We start from the raw sequence: 17,245 nt of genomic DNA, 5'->3' as shown, positions 1-17,245 counted from the left end.
CTTTTTTGTCTGGAGAATTTATTATGGCGAAAGAATTTGGTCGCCCACAGCGCGTGGCGCAGGAAATGCAAAAAGAGATCGCGCTTATCCTGCAACGCGAAATTAAAGACCCTCGCATCGGCGTGATGACCACCGTGTCCGGCGTGGAAATGTCCCGTGACCTGGCCTACGCCAAAGTGTTCGTCACCTTCCTGAACGATCAGGACGAAGCGGCCGTGAAGAACGGCATTAAAGCGCTGCAGGAAGCCTCCGGGTTTATCCGCTCTCTGCTCGGCAAAGCGATGCGTCTGCGTATCGTGCCTGAGCTGACCTTCTTCTACGACAACTCGCTGGTAGAAGGTATGCGCATGTCCAATCTGGTGACCAGCGTGGTGAAACATGACGACGAACGTCGTGTTAACCCGACGGACGACAGCAAGGAGGACTAATGAGTCGTCCTCGTCGTCGTGGTCGCGACGTGCATGGCGTGCTGCTGCTGGACAAACCGCAGGGGGCATCCAGCAACGACGTGCTGCAAAAAGTGAAGCGTCTTTATAACGCCAACCGGGCGGGCCACACCGGCGCGCTCGATCCGCTGGCGACCGGTATGCTGCCGATCTGTCTGGGAGAGGCGACAAAGTTTTCCCAGTATCTGCTCGACTCCGATAAGCGTTACCGCGTTATCGCGAAGCTCGGCCAGCGCACGGATACCTCCGACGCGGATGGCCAGGTCGTGGAAGAACGTCCGGTGACCTTCAGTGCTGAACAGCTTGACGCTGCACTGGAGAGCTTCCGCGGGGACACGATGCAGGTGCCGTCGATGTATTCCGCCCTGAAATACCAGGGCAAGAAACTCTACGAATATGCGCGTCAGGGCATTGACGTTCCGCGCGAAGCCCGTCCGATAACCGTGTATGAGCTGCTCTTTATTCGCCACGAAGGTGATGAGCTGGAGCTGGAAGTGCACTGTTCCAAAGGGACGTACATTCGCACCATCATCGACGACCTCGGTGAAAAACTGGGCTGCGGTGCGCATGTTATCTACCTGCGCCGTCTGGCGGTGAGTAAGTACCCGGTTGAGCGGATGGTGACGCTTGAGCACCTGCGCGAGCTGGTTGAACAGGCGGAAGTACAGGGGATCGCGCCAGCATCGTTGCTGGATCCCTTGCTGATGCCAATGGACAGTCCGGCAGCGGACTTCCCGGTGGTTAATCTTCCTTTAACATCGTCCGTTTACTTTAAGAACGGCAACCCGGTTCGCACGGCGGAAGCTCCGCTGGAAGGGCTGGTGCGCGTGACCGAAGGTGACGACGGTAAGTTTATCGGAATGGGCGAAATGGATGGTGAAGGGCGCGTTGCGCCGCGTCGTCTGGTCGTCGAATATCCGGTCGACGCGTGACGGTGATAACGCCTCATCTTGCGATAAGCAGGGGAGACGAGTAGAATATTGCCGCTTAACGCCTGGTAAATTGTTTAACAATCTGCGAGGCGTACATGGGGTCGCTGAATTAGAGATCGGCACCCTTACATTCTTTATACTTTGGAGTTTTAAAATGTCTCTAAGCGTTGAAGCTAAAGCTAAAATCGTTTCTGAGTTTGGTCGTGGTACTAACGACAGCGGTTCTACCGAAGTTCAGGTTGCTCTGCTGACTGCACAGATTAACCACCTGCAGGGTCACTTTGCAGAGCACAAAAAAGATCACCACAGCCGTCGTGGTCTGCTGCGTATGGTTTCTCAGCGTCGTAAACTGCTCGACTACCTGAAACGTAAAGATGTTGCACGTTACACCGCGCTGATCGAGCGTCTGGGTCTGCGTCGCTAAGTCTTGCGAGTTTCAGAAAAGGGGGCCTGATGGCCCCTTTTTTCAACCAGACGGCAGCAATTCACTGGAAACTATTGTATTGTTGCTATAAATGATCTTCATTGCAGAGGTTCGCGCGGCTAATGAGAGGCTTCACCCATGGGGGTGTCGGTTGTCATTAGTCGCGAGGATGCGAAGAAGGTCGGGTTAAATCGACAGCACGCCGGTGGTGTGCTGTCATACATTTAAGAAAGGACAGAATTTTGCTGAATCCGATCGTTCGTAAATTCCAGTATGGTCAACATACCGTCACGCTGGAAACCGGCATGATGGCACGTCAGGCTACTGCTGCCGTTATGGTAAGCATGGATGACACCGCGGTGTTCGTCACCGTAGTGGGCCAGAAAAAAGCTAAACCAGGTCAGGACTTCTTCCCGCTGACCGTTAACTACCAGGAGCGTACCTACGCTGCCGGTAAAATCCCTGGTGGTTTCTTCCGTCGTGAAGGCCGTCCAAGCGAAGGCGAAACCCTGATCGCGCGGCTGATTGACCGCCCGGTTCGTCCGCTGTTCCCGGAAGGCTTCGTTAACGAAGTACAGGTTATCGCAACCGTAGTTTCCGTTAACCCACAGGTTAACCCGGACATCGTTGCGATGATCGGTGCATCTGCTGCCCTGTCACTGTCTGGTATTCCATTCAATGGCCCAATCGGTGCCGCGCGCGTGGGTTACATCAATGACCAGTACGTGCTGAACCCAACTCAGGAAGAGCTGAAAGAAAGTAAGCTGGACCTGGTTGTTGCCGGTACTGAAGCGGCGGTTCTGATGGTTGAATCCGAAGCAGAACTGCTGAGCGAAGACCAGATGCTGGGCGCAGTGGTCTTCGGCCACGATCAGCAGCAGATCGTTATCCAGAACATCAACGACCTGGTGAAAGAAGCCGGTAAGCCACGTTGGGACTGGCAGCCAGAAGCAGCAAACGACGCGCTGAACGCACGTGTTGCGGCACTGGCAGAGTCTCGTCTGAGCGACGCGTACCGCATCACCGACAAACAGGAGCGCTATGCTCAGGTTGATGTGATCAAATCTGAAGTGACCGCGACCCTGGTTGCTGAAGACGAAACGCTGGACGCTAACGAAATTGGCGAAATCCTGCACGCTATCGAGAAAAACGTTGTTCGTAGCCGCGTACTGGCCGGCGAGCCGCGTATTGATGGCCGTGAAAAAGACATGATCCGTGGTCTGGATGTGCGTACTGGCGTACTGCCACGTACTCACGGTTCCGCACTGTTTACCCGTGGTGAAACGCAGGCCCTGGTCACCGCGACCCTGGGTACCGCTCGTGACGCACAGATCATCGACGAATTGATGGGCGAGCGCACTGACAACTTCCTGTTCCACTACAACTTCCCTCCGTACTCCGTAGGGGAAACCGGCATGGTTGGCTCGCCGAAGCGTCGTGAAATTGGTCACGGTCGTCTGGCGAAGCGCGGCGTGCTGGCCGTGATGCCAGAAGCTGACAAATTCCCGTACACCGTTCGTGTGGTGTCTGAAATCACCGAATCTAACGGTTCTTCTTCCATGGCTTCCGTATGTGGTGCTTCTCTGGCACTGATGGATGCAGGCGTGCCGATCAAAGCCGCTGTTGCGGGTATCGCAATGGGCCTGGTGAAAGAAGGCGACAACTTCGTAGTTCTGTCTGACATTCTGGGTGACGAAGATCACCTCGGCGATATGGACTTCAAAGTGGCGGGTTCCCGCGACGGTATCTCTGCACTGCAGATGGATATCAAAATTGAAGGTATCACCAAAGAGATCATGCAGGTTGCTCTGAACCAGGCTAAAGGTGCGCGTCTGCACATCCTGGGCGTGATGGAACAGGCGATTAACGCGCCGCGTGGCGACATTTCTCAGTTCGCTCCACGTATCCACACCATCAAGATCAATCCAGACAAGATCAAAGATGTTATCGGTAAGGGCGGTTCCGTAATCCGTGCGCTGACCGAAGAGACGGGCACCACCATCGAAATCGAAGATGACGGTACTGTGAAGATCGCAGCAACCGACGGCGAGAAAGCGAAATTCGCTATCCGTCGTATCGAAGAGATCACCGCTGAAATCGAAGTGGGCCGTATCTACAACGGTAAAGTGACCCGTATCGTTGACTTTGGCGCGTTCGTTGCCATCGGTGGCGGTAAAGAAGGTCTGGTTCACATCTCTCAGATCGCTGACAAGCGCGTTGAGAAAGTGACCGATTACCTGCAGATGGGTCAGGAAGTACCGGTTAAAGTTCTGGAAGTTGACCGCCAGGGCCGTATCCGTCTGAGCATTAAAGAAGCAACCGAGCAGTCTCAGCCTGCTGCGGCGCCGGAAACTCCGGCTGCTGAACAGCAAGGCGAGTAAGGTTGCCATTTGCCCTCCGCATTGCGGAGGGCCTGGTATCAGGCAGGACGCCTTGTTAAGCCGCCGGGGGACAGGACGTTCATCCAATAGTTGTCTTCGGGAGTGGGAAATGAAGCCTTTTTTGCGCTGGTGTTTCGTTGCGACAGCTTTAACGCTGGCAGGATGCAGCAACTCTGCCTGGCGTAAGAGCGAAGTCCTCGCAGTGCCATTGCAACCGACTTTGCAGCAGGAAGTGATTCTGGCACGCATGGAACAAATTCTTGCCAGTCGGGCTTTAACCGATGACGAACGCGCACAGCTTTTATATGAGCGCGGAGTGTTGTATGATAGTCTCGGTCTGAGGGCATTGGCGCGAAATGATTTTTCACAAGCGCTGGCTATCCGACCTGATATGCCTGAAGTATTCAATTACTTAGGCATTTATTTAACGCAGGCAGGCAATTTTGATGCTGCCTATGAAGCGTTTGATTCTGTACTTGAGCTTGATCCAACTTACAACTACGCGCACTTGAATCGCGGTATCGCATTGTACTACGGCGGTCGTGATAAGTTAGCGCAAGATGATCTGCTGGCGTTTTATCAAGACGATCCTAATGATCCTTTCCGTAGCCTGTGGCTTTACATCGTTGAGCAGAAGCTCGATGAGAAGCAGGCAAAAGAGGCCCTGAAACAGCGCTTCGATAAATCGGACAAGGAACAGTGGGGATGGAACATTGTCGAGTTCTACCTGGGCAACATTAGCGAAGCAACGCTGATGGAACGCCTCAAGGCGGACGCAACGGATAACACCTCGCTCGCTGAGCATCTCAGTGAAACCAACTTCTATTTAGGTAAGTACTACCTAAGTCTGGGGGATAAGGACAGCGCTACGGCACTGTTCAAATTAGCGGTTGCTAACAACGTACACAATTTCGTTGAGCACCGTTATGCATTGTTGGAATTATCGCTCTTGGGCCAGGAGCAAGACGACCTGGCAGAATCGGACCAGCAATAGCTGACGACATAAACATCAGCCCGTAATCTTTTGATTGCCATCACCTTAACTGGTGAGGGCGTTGTTGTTCGTCAATACACCTACTTTGAGCCGGTTCACACTTTTCAATGAAAATTGCTAATCATTTTCACGATGAGCTAAGTAGACTGGCCGCCATTAATATCGAGGCACTTGTACTACATGGCTGAATTCGAAACCACTTTTGCAGATCTGGGCCTGAAGGCTCCTATCCTTGAAGCCCTTAACGATCTGGGTTACGAAAAACCATCTCCGATCCAGGCTGAGTGTATCCCACACCTGCTTTCTGGTCGTGACGTGCTGGGCATGGCCCAGACTGGTAGCGGTAAAACTGCAGCGTTCTCGCTGCCGCTGCTGAACAACATCGATCCGGACCTGCGTGCACCGCAGATCCTTGTCCTGGCTCCAACCCGTGAACTGGCTGTTCAGGTTGCTGAAGCCATGACGGAATTCTCTAAACATATGCGCGGCGTAAACGTGGTAGCCCTTTACGGTGGCCAGCGTTATGACGTGCAGTTACGCGCCCTGCGCCAGGGCCCACAGATTGTTGTCGGTACGCCGGGCCGTCTGCTGGATCACCTGAAGCGCGGTACGCTGGATCTCTCTAAACTGAGCGGTCTGGTACTGGACGAAGCAGATGAAATGCTGCGTATGGGCTTCATCGAAGACGTCGAAACCATCATGGCGCAGATCCCAGAAGGTCATCAGACCGCGCTGTTCTCTGCTACCATGCCAGAAGCGATTCGTCGTATCACCAAACGCTTCATGAAAGATCCTCAGGAAGTGCGTATTCAGTCCAGCGTCACCACTCGCCCGGACATCAGCCAGAGCTACTGGTCTGTGTACGGCATGCGCAAAAACGAAGCGCTGGTACGTTTCCTGGAAGCGGAAGATTTTGATGCGGCGATTATCTTCGTGCGTACCAAAAACGCGACCCTGGAAGTGGCTGAAGCGCTGGAGCGTAACGGCTACAACAGCGCAGCACTGAACGGTGACATGAACCAGGCTCTGCGTGAGCAGACGCTGGAGCGCCTGAAAGACGGTCGTCTGGATATCCTGATTGCAACCGACGTGGCAGCACGTGGTCTGGACGTTGAGCGTATCAGCCTGGTTGTTAACTACGACATCCCGATGGATTCCGAGTCTTACGTTCACCGTATCGGCCGTACCGGTCGTGCGGGTCGTGCGGGCCGTGCGCTGCTGTTCGTTGAGAACCGCGAGCGTCGTCTGCTGCGTAACATCGAACGCACCATGAAGCTGACTATTCCAGAAGCTGAACTGCCAAACGCAGAACTGCTGGGCAAACGCCGTCTGGAAAAATTCGCCGCGAAAGTACAGCAGCAGCTGGAAAGCAGCGATCTGGATCAGTACCGTGCACTGCTGTCGCAGATTCAGCCTACGGCTGAAGGCGAAGAGCTGGACATGGAAACCCTGGCTGCGGCACTGCTGAAAATGGCGCAGGGCGAACGTACTCTGATCGTGCCACCTGATGCGCCAATGCGTCCTAAGCGTGAATTCCGTGACCGTGACGATCGCTTTGAACGTCGTGGCGACCGTAACGATCGTGGCCCACGTGGTGACCGTCCAGAGCGTGGTGGTGAAGACCGTCCACGTCGTGAACGCCGTGAAGCGGGCGATATGGAACTGTACCGCATTGAAGTGGGCCGTGATGATGGTGTTGAAGTTCGTCACATCGTTGGCGCTATCGCTAACGAAGGCGACATCAGCAGCCGTTACATCGGTAACATCAAGCTGTTCGCATCCCACTCTACCATCGAGCTGCCAAAAGGTATGCCGGGTGAAGTACTGCAGCACTTTACTCGCACCCGCATCCTGAACAAGCCGATGAACATGCAGCTGCTGGGCGATGCTCAGCCACGTCCTGACCGTGGCGGCGAACGTCGTGGCGGTGGTCGCAGTTTCGGCGGCGAGCGTCGTGAAGGCGGTCGCACAGAAGGTCGCGGTGGTGAAGGTCGTCGTTTCTCCGGCGAGCGCCGCGAAAACCGTGGCCCACGTCGTGAAGAAGGCACCAGCCGTCGTCGTTTCGGTGACGCGTAAGCCTTACGCTTCTGACGTAAAGTAAAATATACAGCCCCGATAAATGCTATCGGGGCTTTTTTTATTCCCTTTGTACTCTTGTACTGGTACAGTGCGTCACACTAAAATGCAGAACCGCATAATTGACTGGAGAAAAGGCTGTATGGCGACACTAACCACCACCCAAACGTCACCTTCGCTGCTTGGCGGCGTGGTGATCATCGGCGGAACCATTATAGGTGCCGGGATGTTTTCCCTGCCTGTGGTCATGTCCGGTGCGTGGTTCTTCTGGTCGCTGGCGGCGCTGGTCTTTACCTGGTTCTGTATGCTCCATTCCGGGCTGATGATCCTTGAGGCGAACCTCAACTACCGCATTGGCTCCAGCTTCGACACCATCACCAAAGATCTGCTGGGCAAGGGCTGGAACCTGGTAAACGGGCTTTCCATCGCGTTTGTGCTCTACATTCTGACCTACGCGTACATTTCCGCGAGCGGTTCGATACTGCACCACACCTTTGCTGAGATGTCGCTAAACGTTCCGGCGCGTCTGGCGGGTCTGTGTTTTGCTCTGGGCGTGGCCTTTATCGTCTGGATGAGTACCAAAGCGGTGAGCCGCATGACGGCGATTGTGTTGGGCGCCAAGGTCATCACCTTCTTCCTGACCTTCGGTAGCCTGCTGGGGCACGTCACGCCCGCCACGCTGTTTAATGTCGCGGAAGTGAATACTTCCTACACCCCGTACCTGCTGATGACGCTGCCGTTCTGTCTGGCATCGTTTGGCTACCACGGTAACGTGCCGAGCCTGATGAAGTACTACGGCAAAGATCCACGCACCATCGTGAAGTGTCTGGTCTACGGTACGCTGCTGGCGCTGGGCCTGTATGTAATTTGGCTGCTGGGTACGATGGGCAACATCCCGCGCCCGGCGTTCATCGATATTGCGCAGAAGGGCGGTAACATTGATGTGCTGGTTCAGGCGTTGAGCGGCGTGCTGAACAGCCGTAGCCTGGATCTGCTGCTGGTGATCTTCTCCAACTTTGCCGTGGCGAGCTCTTTCCTCGGCGTGACGCTGGGTCTGTTTGACTACCTGGCGGATCTGTTTGGCTTTGATGATTCCGCGATGGGACGTTTCAAAACGGCGCTGCTGACGTTCCTGCCGCCCGTTGCGGGGGGGCTGCTGTGGCCGAACGGTTTCCTGTACGCCATCGGCTATGCGGGTCTGGCGGCAACCATCTGGGCGGCGATTGTGCCGGCGCTGCTGGCGCGTAAATCACGTAAACGCTTCGGTAGCCCTAAATTCCGCGTCTGGGGTGGCAAACCGATGATTGCACTGATCCTGGTATTTGGGGTGGGTAACGCGGTGGTTCACGTGCTGTCGAGCTTTAATCTGTTGCCGGTATACCAGTAAAACGTGCGGCTTGCCCCCCTCACCCCGACCCTCTCCCAAAGGGAGAGGGAGCAAAGCAAAAAACTACCCCACCAACTCCTCTTTCACCTGCATCGCCAAATCAAACGAATGCAAACGCGCCTGGTGATCGAAAATCTGGCCGTTAACCATAATCTCATCCGCCTGCGTTTCACGCAGCACCGCTTCCAGACCGTGTCGCACTTTCGCTTTATCCCCCACCAGCGACATGCTCAGCGCCTGCTGCACGCCATACTGCTCAGAGGCAGACCACAGCTGATGCATATTCTCCACTGGCGGTGGAAGTTGCCCGGTCTCACCGCGGCGCAGCTTCACAAACGCCTGCTGCATGGAGGTAAACAGGAATTCAGCATCGCGATTACTGTCGGCGGCAATGATATTAATACACACCATCGCGTACGGTTTCTCCAGACGTTCAGACGGTTTAAAGTTCGTACGATAGAGATGCAGAGCCTGATGCAGCATATCCGGTGCGAAATGCGAGGCAAACGCAAACGGCAGACCCAGCTGCGCGGCAAGCTGCGCGCTATAAAGACTCGAACCCAGCAGCCACACCGGGATCTTCTCGCCGTAGCCCGGCACCGGGCGCACGTGTGGGTTCGGATCGCGCGCGTCAAACCAGTCAACCAGTTCAGCCACATCGCGCGGGAAGTTGTCGATATCGCCGCTCATATGGCGACGCAGGGCGCGCATGGTCGGCTGGTCGCTACCCGGCGCACGACCCAGCCCCAAATCAATACGGCCAGGATAGAGGGTATTTAGCGTGCCAAACTGCTCGGCAATCACCAGCGGGGCGTGGTTCGGCAGCATCACGCCACCGGAGCCCAGGTGCAATGTCGTTGTGTTCGCCGCCAGATAACCAATCAGAACCGAGGTGGCGGCGCTGGCAATGCCGACCATGTTGTGGTGCTCGGCCAGCCAGTAGCGATGGTAGCCACGCTTTTCAGCCAGTTGAGCCAGATCGAGAGAATGCGAAAAGGCTTCTCTGGCCGAGGAGCCTTGTGGGATCGGCGCCAGGTCCAGCACCGAAAACGGAAGGGTTTTGTCAGTCATAACAGCTCACTTTGTCGACGGTCAATCTTTAATACTGCATTAAAAAATGATAACCGTTGTTAACAAAGTGAGCCTTTTTTAGGCCTGCAGTTCCAGCCCGGCCAGGCGTTTCCAGTAACCATTACAGTCGCTGTTTGCCGTCAGCGGCAGCGGAGCGGCGCCGGTTTCATTTGCGCGGAAGGCGTTCAGCATCGTGAACACGCCGGTATCCAGCGGGGATAAACGCACCATGTCTACCAGGCCGTCCATCGACGCCAGTTCGTTGCCCAGGTTATAGACATAGCCGCTCATGGTCTGGATCCCGTTCAGGACAAACACCTGCTGATTTTCCTGGGATAGCACGCTGCGCCCGTTCGGGTACTTGATGCAGCAGGTATCACACTCGTCTTTCGGGCGGTCTTCCGAACGCGCGGTAAAGCAGCGCGCGGAATAAGCCAGCGGAAGATGGCCGTAGCTCAGCACTTCCACTTCAAACTGATTGCGAATGCCGAGATCGTCACACTGCGTCAGCAGGTTTACCAGCCAGTCGCGTGAGAGTTCCACCGGCATACACCAGCGCGTCATTCCCTGTTTGAGAAGCAGGCGCAGCGTGACGGCGTTATAGCAGTTCAGTGCATGACCCGCGACGAACGGTAACTTACGTTCGGCGCACATGTTCACCACGCCCAGGTCGCTCGCTTCCAGCAGGAACTCACCGTTTTCAACGTAGCGTTTCAGTTCACCCAGTTCGGACGAGGCTTGCACCAGCGCGAGCGTCGAGAGCACCACCTGTTTACCGCTTCCGGCGAGACTTTTCGCCATCTCCAGCCAGTCGCCCACTTTGGTGGCGCGGCGCTTGCTGCACACGGCTTCACCGAGATAAATCACATCAGCGCTGCTGGTGGCGGCCTGTTGGTAAAAATCTTCCAGCGTCTCTTTTGGCCAGTAGTAGAGCACCGGTCCTAATGAATATTTCATGGTTATCTCACTGCCATTTACGGTGATACGCGCCAAGCGTCGTTTGCGTGCCTTCGGACATAGAACCGAGCGTCTCCATCCAGGCTGCCTGCGGAGCATAGTTTTGCGGGTCCGCCATGCAGCGGTCGATAGCCTGACGCCAGACTTTCGCCACCTGGCTCACATAGGCCGGGCTACGCTGGCGACCTTCAATTTTTACCGAGGCAATATTCGCCGCCAGCAGTTCCGGCAGCAGCTCCAGCGTGTTGAGGCTGGTAGGCTCTTCCAGCGCGTGGTAGCGCTCACCGTCAACCAGATATCGGCCTTTGCATAACGTTGGATAACCCGCGTTTTCGCCGTCCTGATAGCGGTCAATCAACACTTCATTCAGGCGTGATTCCAGCCCCTGTGGGGTTTGTTGCCAGCGGACAAAGCGGGCAGGAGAGCAGGCCCCAACGGTATTGGGTGATTCACCGGTTAAATAAGAAGAAAGGTAGCAACGGCCTTCGGCCATGATGCACAGGCTGCCAAAGGCAAAAACTTCCAGCGGCACTGGCGTGACGCGCGCGAGTTGCTTAACCTGATGAATGGAGAGCACGCGGGGCAGCACCACGCGAGCGACGTCAAAGTGTTGATGATAAAAACGCACGGCCTCTTCATTCGTGGCTGATGCCTGAACAGAGACGTGGCGCTCAATATGCGGATAGCGTTCTGCCGCATACTCAAGCATGGCGAGGTCGGCCAGGATTAACGCATCGGCACCCAGCTGTGCGGCCATATCCACCGCGCGCTGCCAGCGGGCATAGCCGTCAGGATGCGCAAAGGTATTAATGGCAATATGCAGTTTGCGGCGGTGCTGGTGAACGAAGTTAACGGCTTCCTGAAGCTTTTTCTCCGTAAAGTTGAGGCCAGCAAAATGGCGGGCGTTGGTATCATCTTTCAGCCCGATATAGACCGCATCGGCCCCATTTTCGATGGCCGCCTTAAGCGCCGGTAGGTTACCGGCAGGGCAGAGCAGCTCCATAAATTATCCTGATGTAGTCGATCGCAAAATTGTTAACGAGCTGGGATTTTAATTAACCCCTGGGCGACAATTTTTGATTTAAGGCAGCTAATGGCGTATTGATGACACCAATAATGAGCGTCACCGGACGACGGTTTGTTGATTTACGCCGCTATGTTGTGCGTCGGATATGGCAAAATAGCGGGACTATTGCTATCAGGGAGTAAAGCTCGTGCTGGATAAACTGCGTTCACGTCTCGTACAATTCGGTCCATCAATGCTGAGCGTGCCGGTGAAACTGGCGCCGTTCGCGCTAAAACGTCAGGTGCTCGAGCAGGTCCTGAGCTGGCAATTCCGCCAGGCGCTGCAGGACGGCGAGCTGGAGTTTCTGGAAGGCCGCTGGCTGAGCATTGAGGTGCGTGACATCGGGCTGCGCTGGTTTACCTCGGTTGAGAATGATCAACTCATTGTGCGTGAGTCCGCCGAGGCGGATGTGAGCTTTAGCGCCAGTGCCAGCGATCTGCTGATGATCGCCGCGCGTAAACAGGATCCGGATACGTTATTCTTCCAGCGCCGTCTGGTCATTGAAGGCGATACGGAGCTGGGTCTGTACGTGAAAAATTTAATGGATGCCATTGAGCTGGAGCAGATGCCGAAAGCGCTGCGCGTGATGCTGATGCAAATGGCAGATTTCGTTGAGGCCGGGCTGAAAACCCCGCCTGACAGTAAACACACTTCAGTAGGTGAGCCATGCTGATTCGAGTCGAAATTGGGATTGATGCACCGGGTATCGATGCGTTGTTACGCCGCGCTTTTGAGAGCGATGCGGAGGCCCAACTGGTCCACGATCTCCGTGAAGACGGCCTGATTACTTTAGGGCTGGTAGCCACCGATGACGAAGGTCAGGTTGTTGGCTATGTTGCCTTCAGCCCGGTAATTGTTCAGGGCGAAGATCTGCAGTGGGTAGGCATGGCACCGCTGGCGGTCGATGAGAACTATCGCGGCCAGGGCCTGGCGCGCCAGCTGGTGTATGAAGGGCTGGACTCGCTGAATGAGTTTGGCTATGCCGCCGTGGTCACGCTGGGCGATCCGGCATTTTATGGCCGCTTAGGCTTCGAGCAGGCCGCGCATTACGATCTGCGCTGCCGCTGGCCGGGTACCGAATCCGCCTTCCAGGTACATCGCCTGGCGGATGATGCCCTGAACGGTGTGAGTGGCCTGGTTGATTACCACGATCACTTCAATCGTTTCTGAGCAGGCTTTCGCGTAGCGCCTCAAATGAGCCGTCTCCGGTAACGAGGCGCTCTTTCTGGCGCTTCGTCAGCTGTTTAATTCGGTATTCCAGCCTGAGCGCCAGCGACCTGTCGCCGACGGCGGCGTAAAAAGCCAGCTGAAGTTCACCTTTCCCCCGCAGCGCTTTTGCCCCTTTCCCCGTTTGATGTTGTAAAAAACGCCGCGCCACATCGGTAGTGATCCCGGTGTAGAGTGCGTTATCAGCGGTTCGGACGAGATAGAGAAACCAGCACACGGTAAACAGATTCAGTATGTTAAGGTGAACGCACCATAGCATGAGAGAGAGCGAAAATGGAAACACTGGCAGCCATTAACCGCTGGCTGGCGAAGCAGCATGTCGTCACCTGGTGCGTCTGTAAAGACGAAGAGATGTGGTGCGCGAACGCCTTTTATTACTACGATCCCGAGCGTGTAGCCTTCTATGTCATGAGCGAAGACAAAACGCGGCATGCGCAAATGACCGGCCAGCAGGCGAAGGTGGCGGGTACGGTAAATGGCCAGCCCAAAACGGTCGCGCTGATCCGTGGCGTGCAGTTCAAAGGAGAGATCCGTCGGCTGGAGGGAGAAGAGAGCGACGCGCGCCGTAAGCACTACACGCGCCGCTTCCCGGTTGCCGCTGCGCTAAAAGCCCCGGTGTGGGAAATCCGCCTTGATGAGCTGAAATTTACCGACAACACGCTGGGCTTTGGCAAGAAGCTTCACTGGCTACGCGCCGAGCAGGCGTAGCGCTTCCCGGTTAAACGCCGGAAGATCGTCCGGGGTCCGGCTGGTGATCAACTGGTCTTTGTCGTTGACCACTTCCTGATCGTAAAACTCAGCCCCCGCATTTTTCAGATCGATAACGATCGGTTTCACCGCCGTCAGCTTACGTCCGCGGACCACGTCGGCGCTGATCAGCAGCTGCGGGCCGTGACAGATAGCAAAGACCGGTTTTCCGGTAGCGACAAAGTCACGTGTGAAAGTGACGAAACGCTCGTCCCCGCGCAGGGAATCCGGTGAATGGCCGCCGGGTAACAGCAGGGCGTCGAAATCAGACGGGCTGACGTTATCGATGGTTTCGTCGATGGTCACGCTGGCTTCGCCCTTATGGCCTTTCACCGTTTTGCCCGCTTCTTTCTCAATGGTAATGACCTCATGTCCCGCCTTGCGGAATGCCTCTGCAGGAGAGGTGAATTCTGAATCTTCAAACTCGTCGGTAATCAAGACTGCGATTTTCTTGCCCATGCTTCCTCCGTTGTTTTGGCTTCAGACTGATTTTTCTCCGCTTGTGGTAAATACTTACCTGTAACAGACTTCTAAGTGTGGTCGACCACGCTGAGTTCGCAAACGGACAATTCTGTAAAGGGGATACGATGAGCCAGGTACTGATTACGGGCGCAACCGGGCTGGTCGGCGGGCATCTGCTGCGGCTGCTGATCCAGGATCGCCATATTAACTATATCGCCGCACCGACGCGTCGCCCGCTGCTGGATATCTCCGGCGTCTTTAACCCGCACGACCCACAGCTCACCGACGCGCTGGCGCAGGTGCAGGACCCGATTGATATCGCCTTTTGCTGCCTCGGTACGACGCGGCGTGAGGCGGGCAGTAAAGAAGCCTTTGTCCATGCGGATTACACGCTGGTGGTGGATACCGCACTGACGGCGAAAAAATTGGGGGCAAAGCATTTTCTGGTGGTCAGTTCGCACGGCGCGAGCACCGGCTCGCCGTTTTTTTACAACCAGGTGAAGAGCAAGATGGAAGAGGCGCTGATTGCCCAGAAGTGGGAATATTTGACCATTGTGCGACCTTCCATGCTGATGGGGCACCGCGACGAACGGCGCTTTAACGAGTCTGTTTTCGCTCCGCTGTTTCGCATCCTGCCGGGTAACTGGAAGTCCATTGAGGCGCGGGATGTCGCGCAGGCGATGCTGAAAGAGGCGCTGGCACCGTCGCAGGAAGGGGTCAATATCATCCCTTCGGCAAAACTGCGTGAAATCGCGCAGGGCGAGGCGTAAACTTCTCCGGCTTATTCAATAACACTCTCCGGGGAATGGTATGACTGGTCAGTCTTCATCTCAGGCGGCGACACCTGTCCAATGGTGGAAGCCCGCACTCTTCTTTCTCGTGGTCATCATTGGCCTCTGGTATGTGAAATGGCAGCCGTACTATGGCAAGGCCTTCACCGCCGCCGAAACGCACAGCATTGGTAAATCGATACTCGCGCAGGCGGATGCCAGCCCGCTGAAGGCGGCGTGGGATTACGCCATGGTCTACTTCCTGGCTGTCTGGAAAGCTGCGGTATTAGGCGTCTTGTTGGGGTCGCTGATTCAGGTACTTATTCCGCGAAACTGGCTGGTGAAAACCCTCGGGCAGCCACGCTTTCAGGGCACCTTGCTGGGGACGATTTTCTCTCTGCCGGGCATGATGTGTTCATGCTGTGCAGCCCCTGTGGCCGCAGGAATGCGCCGTCAGCGTGTCTCGATGGGCGGTGCGCTGGCGTTCTGGATGGGCAATCCGCTGCTCAACCCGGCCACGCTGGTGTTTATGGGCTTTGTGCTCGGCTGGCATTTTGCGGCTATCCGCCTGGTTGCCGGGCTGCTGACGGTGCTGGTGGTGGCGACGCTGGTGCAAAATCTGGTGAAAGAGAAAGCGCCAGAGCCCGCTTCTGTTGAGCTGGACATCAGCGAGCCGCAGGGCGGTTTCTTTGCCCGCTGGGGTAAAGCGCTGTGGCAACTTTTCTGGAGCACCATTCCGGTTTATATCCTGGCGGTTCTGGTGCTCGGCGCGGCGCGCGTCTGGCTGTTCCCGCATGCGGATGGCGCGATTGATAACACGCTGATGTGGGTGATTGCGATGGCCGTTGCTGGCTGCCTGTTTGTGATCCCAACGGCGGCTGAAATTCCGATTGTTCAGACCATGATGCTGGCTGGCATGGGCACCGCGCCCGCGCTGGCGCTGCTTATCACCTTGCCGGCCATTAGTTTGCCGTCGCTTGTCATGCTGCGTAAGTCTTTCCCGGCAAAAGCGCTGTGGCTGACAGCGGGGCTGGTAGCGTTAAGTGGGGTGCTGGTGGGAAGCATTGCGCTTCTGTGAAAAAAAAGCCCGGTGGCGCTACGCTTACCGGGCCTACAGTGAGGTTTTTTTATTTGATGTAAGTAAACGCGGTGGTGACGTGCTTCACGCCGCTGACCCGGCTGGCGATATCCGCTGCCGCTTTCCCTTCACGGTCGGTAACCAGACCCAGCAGGAACACTTCACCGTTTTCGGTCGTCACTTTTACGTTTGAGGATTTCACCTGATCTGAACCCAGCAGCTGGGAACGGACTTTTGTGGTGATCCAGGTGTCAGACGACGCCGTACCCAGGCTGATTGGCTGGCCCTGACGGATTTCATTGAAGACTTCCGTAGTGCCCTCAACGCCCATGGCGATCTGCTTCGCGCGGCTGGAGAGTTCGGTATTCGGTGACTGACCCGTCAGCAGGACTTTGCCCTGATAAGCCGTCACGTTGATACGCGCTTCTTTCTTAATTTGTTCGTCTTTCGACAGCGCACTGTTGACGCGCAGCTCCAGCGTACCGTCATCCACCTGCGTTCCTACAGAGCGTGGATCGGTCGCCGCTTTGGTGCCTACTGCGGCAGTACCCACGACAGCCGCAGCGATACATCCCTGAAGCAGCAATGCAGACATAAGGACTGCGAGGGTCGATAAAGCCTTCATAAAAACTCCTTAATCATCCTGGTGAGGGAAAAGCGTGTTATCGATCAAATCGCATAAGCAGTTTACCGTGAGCATATGCATCTCCTGAATGCGTGCGCTTCGGTGAGACGGAATGCGGATTTCCACATCCTGCGGCCCCAGCAGACCCGCCAGTTCACCACCGTCATAGCCGGTTAAGGCGACGATAGTCATGTCTCGGGTGACCGCGGCTTCAACGGCTTTGACAATGTCCCGGCTGTTGCCGCGCGTGGAGATGGCCAGCAGCACATCACCGGCATGCCCCAGGGCGCGCACCTGCTTTGCGTAAATTTCGTCATGCAGACGATCGTTAGCAATCGCTGTTAAGACCACATTATCGGTATTAAGTGCAATGGCAGGTAAACTCGGGCGTTCGGTTTCAAAACGATTAATCATGCTGGCAGCAAAATGCTGTGCGTTGGCGGCTGAGGTACCGTTGCCACAACAGAGGATTTTGTTGCCATTAAGCAGGGATTGCACCAGCGTCATTGCAGCACGAGAGATCGCGTCCGGAAGGGCTTCCGCCGCGGCAATCTGAGTCTGGATGCTTTCTGTGAAGCACACTTTAATTCTTTCGAGCACGT

At 55.7% G+C, this 17,245-nt stretch carries 20 protein-coding genes; 13 read left to right on the top strand and 7 right to left on the bottom strand.

Features of this window, described 5'->3' with window-relative positions; all coding sequences use genetic code 11:
• Window positions 1-23: 23 nt before the first annotated feature.
• The 8 genes from rbfA (at window position 24) to mtr (ending at window position 8,640) form a co-directional block, all read left to right on the top strand.
• Window positions 24-428 carry a 30S ribosome-binding factor RbfA gene (gene rbfA, locus L383_RS08345; RefSeq protein WP_014885372.1) on the top strand — a complete coding sequence of 135 codons (405 nt, stop codon included), beginning with the start codon at window positions 24-26 and terminating at the stop codon, window positions 426-428.
• Complete coding sequence (gene truB, locus L383_RS08350; protein WP_023331393.1) at window positions 428-1,378, top strand: tRNA pseudouridine(55) synthase TruB; 951 nt, start codon at window positions 428-430, stop codon at window positions 1,376-1,378. Before rbfA ends, truB begins: the two co-directional genes overlap by 1 nt.
• Before the next feature lie 154 nt (window positions 1,379-1,532).
• The gene (gene rpsO, locus L383_RS08355; RefSeq protein ID WP_003861789.1) at window positions 1,533-1,802 is read left to right on the top strand and encodes a 30S ribosomal protein S15; all 270 of its coding nucleotides are present in this window, start codon (window positions 1,533-1,535) and stop codon (window positions 1,800-1,802) included.
• Between the two features lie 242 nt (window positions 1,803-2,044).
• Window positions 2,045-4,183 (top strand): polyribonucleotide nucleotidyltransferase, encoded by a 2,139-nt coding sequence (gene pnp, locus L383_RS08360; protein ID WP_023331391.1) that lies wholly within the window; start codon window positions 2,045-2,047, stop codon window positions 4,181-4,183.
• Between the two features lie 109 nt (window positions 4,184-4,292).
• Entirely contained in the window at window positions 4,293-5,177 is an 885-nt protein-coding gene (gene nlpI, locus L383_RS08365) for a lipoprotein NlpI (RefSeq protein WP_013098912.1), read from the top strand.
• A 107-nt stretch (window positions 5,178-5,284) separates the two neighbouring features.
• Complete coding sequence (yrbN, locus tag L383_RS25970; RefSeq protein WP_097397692.1) at window positions 5,285-5,365, top strand: protein YrbN; 81 nt, start codon at window positions 5,285-5,287, stop codon at window positions 5,363-5,365.
• Window positions 5,358-7,253: a DEAD/DEAH family ATP-dependent RNA helicase gene (locus L383_RS08370; protein ID WP_014885369.1), complete on the top strand. Its 1,896-nt coding sequence runs from the start codon at window positions 5,358-5,360 to the stop codon at window positions 7,251-7,253. Before yrbN ends, L383_RS08370 begins: the two co-directional genes overlap by 8 nt.
• A 142-nt stretch (window positions 7,254-7,395) precedes the next feature.
• On the top strand, window positions 7,396-8,640 hold the full coding sequence (mtr, locus tag L383_RS08375) for a tryptophan permease (protein ID WP_023331390.1): 1,245 nt from the start codon (window positions 7,396-7,398) through the stop codon (window positions 8,638-8,640).
• Window positions 8,641-8,703: 63 nt separating this feature from the next.
• Here mtr and L383_RS08380 read toward each other — a convergent pair whose 3' ends face one another.
• From L383_RS08380 to L383_RS08390, 3 genes are all read right to left on the bottom strand, one after another.
• Entirely contained in the window at window positions 8,704-9,711 is a 1,008-nt protein-coding gene (locus tag L383_RS08380; protein WP_014833426.1) for a luciferase-like monooxygenase, read from the bottom strand.
• A gap of 78 nt (window positions 9,712-9,789) precedes the next feature.
• The gene (locus L383_RS08385; protein WP_023331389.1) at window positions 9,790-10,668 is read right to left on the bottom strand and encodes a U32 family peptidase; all 879 of its coding nucleotides are present in this window, start codon (window positions 10,666-10,668) and stop codon (window positions 9,790-9,792) included.
• Between the two features lie 7 nt (window positions 10,669-10,675).
• Complete coding sequence (locus L383_RS08390) at window positions 10,676-11,671, bottom strand: ubiquinone anaerobic biosynthesis protein UbiU (protein ID WP_014885366.1); 996 nt, start codon at window positions 11,669-11,671, stop codon at window positions 10,676-10,678.
• A gap of 211 nt (window positions 11,672-11,882) precedes the next feature.
• Here L383_RS08390 and L383_RS08395 point away from each other — a divergent pair, with 211 nt between their 5' ends.
• Both L383_RS08395 and L383_RS08400 read left to right on the top strand, forming a co-directional pair.
• Window positions 11,883-12,407: a ubiquinone anaerobic biosynthesis accessory factor UbiT gene (locus tag L383_RS08395; protein ID WP_014885365.1), complete on the top strand. Its 525-nt coding sequence runs from the start codon at window positions 11,883-11,885 to the stop codon at window positions 12,405-12,407.
• On the top strand, window positions 12,401-12,904 hold the full coding sequence (locus tag L383_RS08400) for a GNAT family N-acetyltransferase (protein WP_014885364.1): 504 nt from the start codon (window positions 12,401-12,403) through the stop codon (window positions 12,902-12,904). Before L383_RS08395 ends, L383_RS08400 begins: the two co-directional genes overlap by 7 nt.
• Here L383_RS08400 and L383_RS08405 read toward each other — a convergent pair.
• Complete coding sequence (locus tag L383_RS08405) at window positions 12,891-13,220, bottom strand: GIY-YIG nuclease family protein (RefSeq protein ID WP_023331388.1); 330 nt, start codon at window positions 13,218-13,220, stop codon at window positions 12,891-12,893. The two genes, L383_RS08400 and L383_RS08405, sit on opposite strands and share 14 nt — an antisense overlap.
• Before the next feature lie 14 nt (window positions 13,221-13,234).
• On the opposite strand from L383_RS08405, the gene L383_RS08410 reads away from it, so the two are divergent.
• On the top strand, window positions 13,235-13,669 hold the full coding sequence (locus L383_RS08410) for a YhbP family protein (RefSeq protein ID WP_023331387.1): 435 nt from the start codon (window positions 13,235-13,237) through the stop codon (window positions 13,667-13,669).
• Here L383_RS08410 and L383_RS08415 read toward each other — a convergent pair.
• A complete protein-coding gene (locus tag L383_RS08415; protein ID WP_014885361.1) occupies window positions 13,649-14,167 on the bottom strand; it encodes a type 1 glutamine amidotransferase domain-containing protein in 519 nt (172 codons plus the stop codon). The two genes, L383_RS08410 and L383_RS08415, sit on opposite strands and share 21 nt — an antisense overlap.
• Window positions 14,168-14,295: 128 nt before the next feature.
• On the opposite strand from L383_RS08415, the gene L383_RS08420 reads away from it, so the two are divergent.
• Both L383_RS08420 and L383_RS08425 read left to right on the top strand, forming a co-directional pair.
• Complete coding sequence (locus L383_RS08420; RefSeq protein WP_023331386.1) at window positions 14,296-14,940, top strand: NAD(P)H-binding protein; 645 nt, start codon at window positions 14,296-14,298, stop codon at window positions 14,938-14,940.
• A 40-nt stretch (window positions 14,941-14,980) separates the two neighbouring features.
• Entirely contained in the window at window positions 14,981-16,018 is a 1,038-nt protein-coding gene (locus L383_RS08425; protein ID WP_014885359.1) for a permease, read from the top strand.
• A 49-nt stretch (window positions 16,019-16,067) separates the two neighbouring features.
• On the opposite strand, the gene dolP is transcribed toward L383_RS08425, so the two are convergent.
• On the bottom strand, window positions 16,068-16,643 hold the full coding sequence (gene dolP, locus L383_RS08430) for a division/outer membrane stress-associated lipid-binding lipoprotein (protein ID WP_014171764.1): 576 nt from the start codon (window positions 16,641-16,643) through the stop codon (window positions 16,068-16,070).
• Between the two features lie 9 nt (window positions 16,644-16,652).
• On the bottom strand, window positions 16,653-17,243 hold the full coding sequence (diaA, locus tag L383_RS08435) for a DnaA initiator-associating protein DiaA (RefSeq protein WP_003861754.1): 591 nt from the start codon (window positions 17,241-17,243) through the stop codon (window positions 16,653-16,655).
• Window positions 17,244-17,245 lie beyond the last annotated feature (2 nt).

Origin of the sequence: Enterobacter sp. MGH 37, assembly GCF_000534515.1 — a bacterium.
In the GTDB taxonomy this organism is placed as follows: Bacteria; Pseudomonadota; Gammaproteobacteria; order Enterobacterales; family Enterobacteriaceae; genus Enterobacter; species Enterobacter kobei.
Note: the sequence above shows the minus strand (reverse complement) of the source record. Positions and strands in the feature narration are given on the sequence as shown.

Coding starts and splice junctions, on each gene's coding strand:
- rbfA (WP_014885372.1), top strand. CDS start 24: ATGGCGAAAGAATTTGGTCGCCCACAGCGCGTGGCGCAGGAAATGCAA.
- truB (WP_023331393.1), top strand. CDS start 428: ATGAGTCGTCCTCGTCGTCGTGGTCGCGACGTGCATGGCGTGCTGCTG.
- rpsO (WP_003861789.1), top strand. CDS start 1,533: ATGTCTCTAAGCGTTGAAGCTAAAGCTAAAATCGTTTCTGAGTTTGGT.
- nlpI (WP_013098912.1), top strand. CDS start 4,293: ATGAAGCCTTTTTTGCGCTGGTGTTTCGTTGCGACAGCTTTAACGCTG.
- yrbN (WP_097397692.1), top strand. CDS start 5,285: ATGAAAATTGCTAATCATTTTCACGATGAGCTAAGTAGACTGGCCGCC.
- L383_RS08370 (WP_014885369.1), top strand. CDS start 5,358: ATGGCTGAATTCGAAACCACTTTTGCAGATCTGGGCCTGAAGGCTCCT.
- mtr (WP_023331390.1), top strand. CDS start 7,396: ATGGCGACACTAACCACCACCCAAACGTCACCTTCGCTGCTTGGCGGC.
- L383_RS08380 (WP_014833426.1), bottom strand. CDS start 9,711: ATGACTGACAAAACCCTTCCGTTTTCGGTGCTGGACCTGGCGCCGATC.
- L383_RS08385 (WP_023331389.1), bottom strand. CDS start 10,668: ATGAAATATTCATTAGGACCGGTGCTCTACTACTGGCCAAAAGAGACG.
- L383_RS08390 (WP_014885366.1), bottom strand. CDS start 11,671: ATGGAGCTGCTCTGCCCTGCCGGTAACCTACCGGCGCTTAAGGCGGCC.
- L383_RS08400 (WP_014885364.1), top strand. CDS start 12,401: ATGCTGATTCGAGTCGAAATTGGGATTGATGCACCGGGTATCGATGCG.
- L383_RS08405 (WP_023331388.1), bottom strand. CDS start 13,220: ATGCTATGGTGCGTTCACCTTAACATACTGAATCTGTTTACCGTGTGC.
- L383_RS08410 (WP_023331387.1), top strand. CDS start 13,235: ATGGAAACACTGGCAGCCATTAACCGCTGGCTGGCGAAGCAGCATGTC.
- L383_RS08415 (WP_014885361.1), bottom strand. CDS start 14,167: ATGGGCAAGAAAATCGCAGTCTTGATTACCGACGAGTTTGAAGATTCA.
- L383_RS08420 (WP_023331386.1), top strand. CDS start 14,296: ATGAGCCAGGTACTGATTACGGGCGCAACCGGGCTGGTCGGCGGGCAT.
- L383_RS08425 (WP_014885359.1), top strand. CDS start 14,981: ATGACTGGTCAGTCTTCATCTCAGGCGGCGACACCTGTCCAATGGTGG.
- dolP (WP_014171764.1), bottom strand. CDS start 16,643: ATGAAGGCTTTATCGACCCTCGCAGTCCTTATGTCTGCATTGCTGCTT.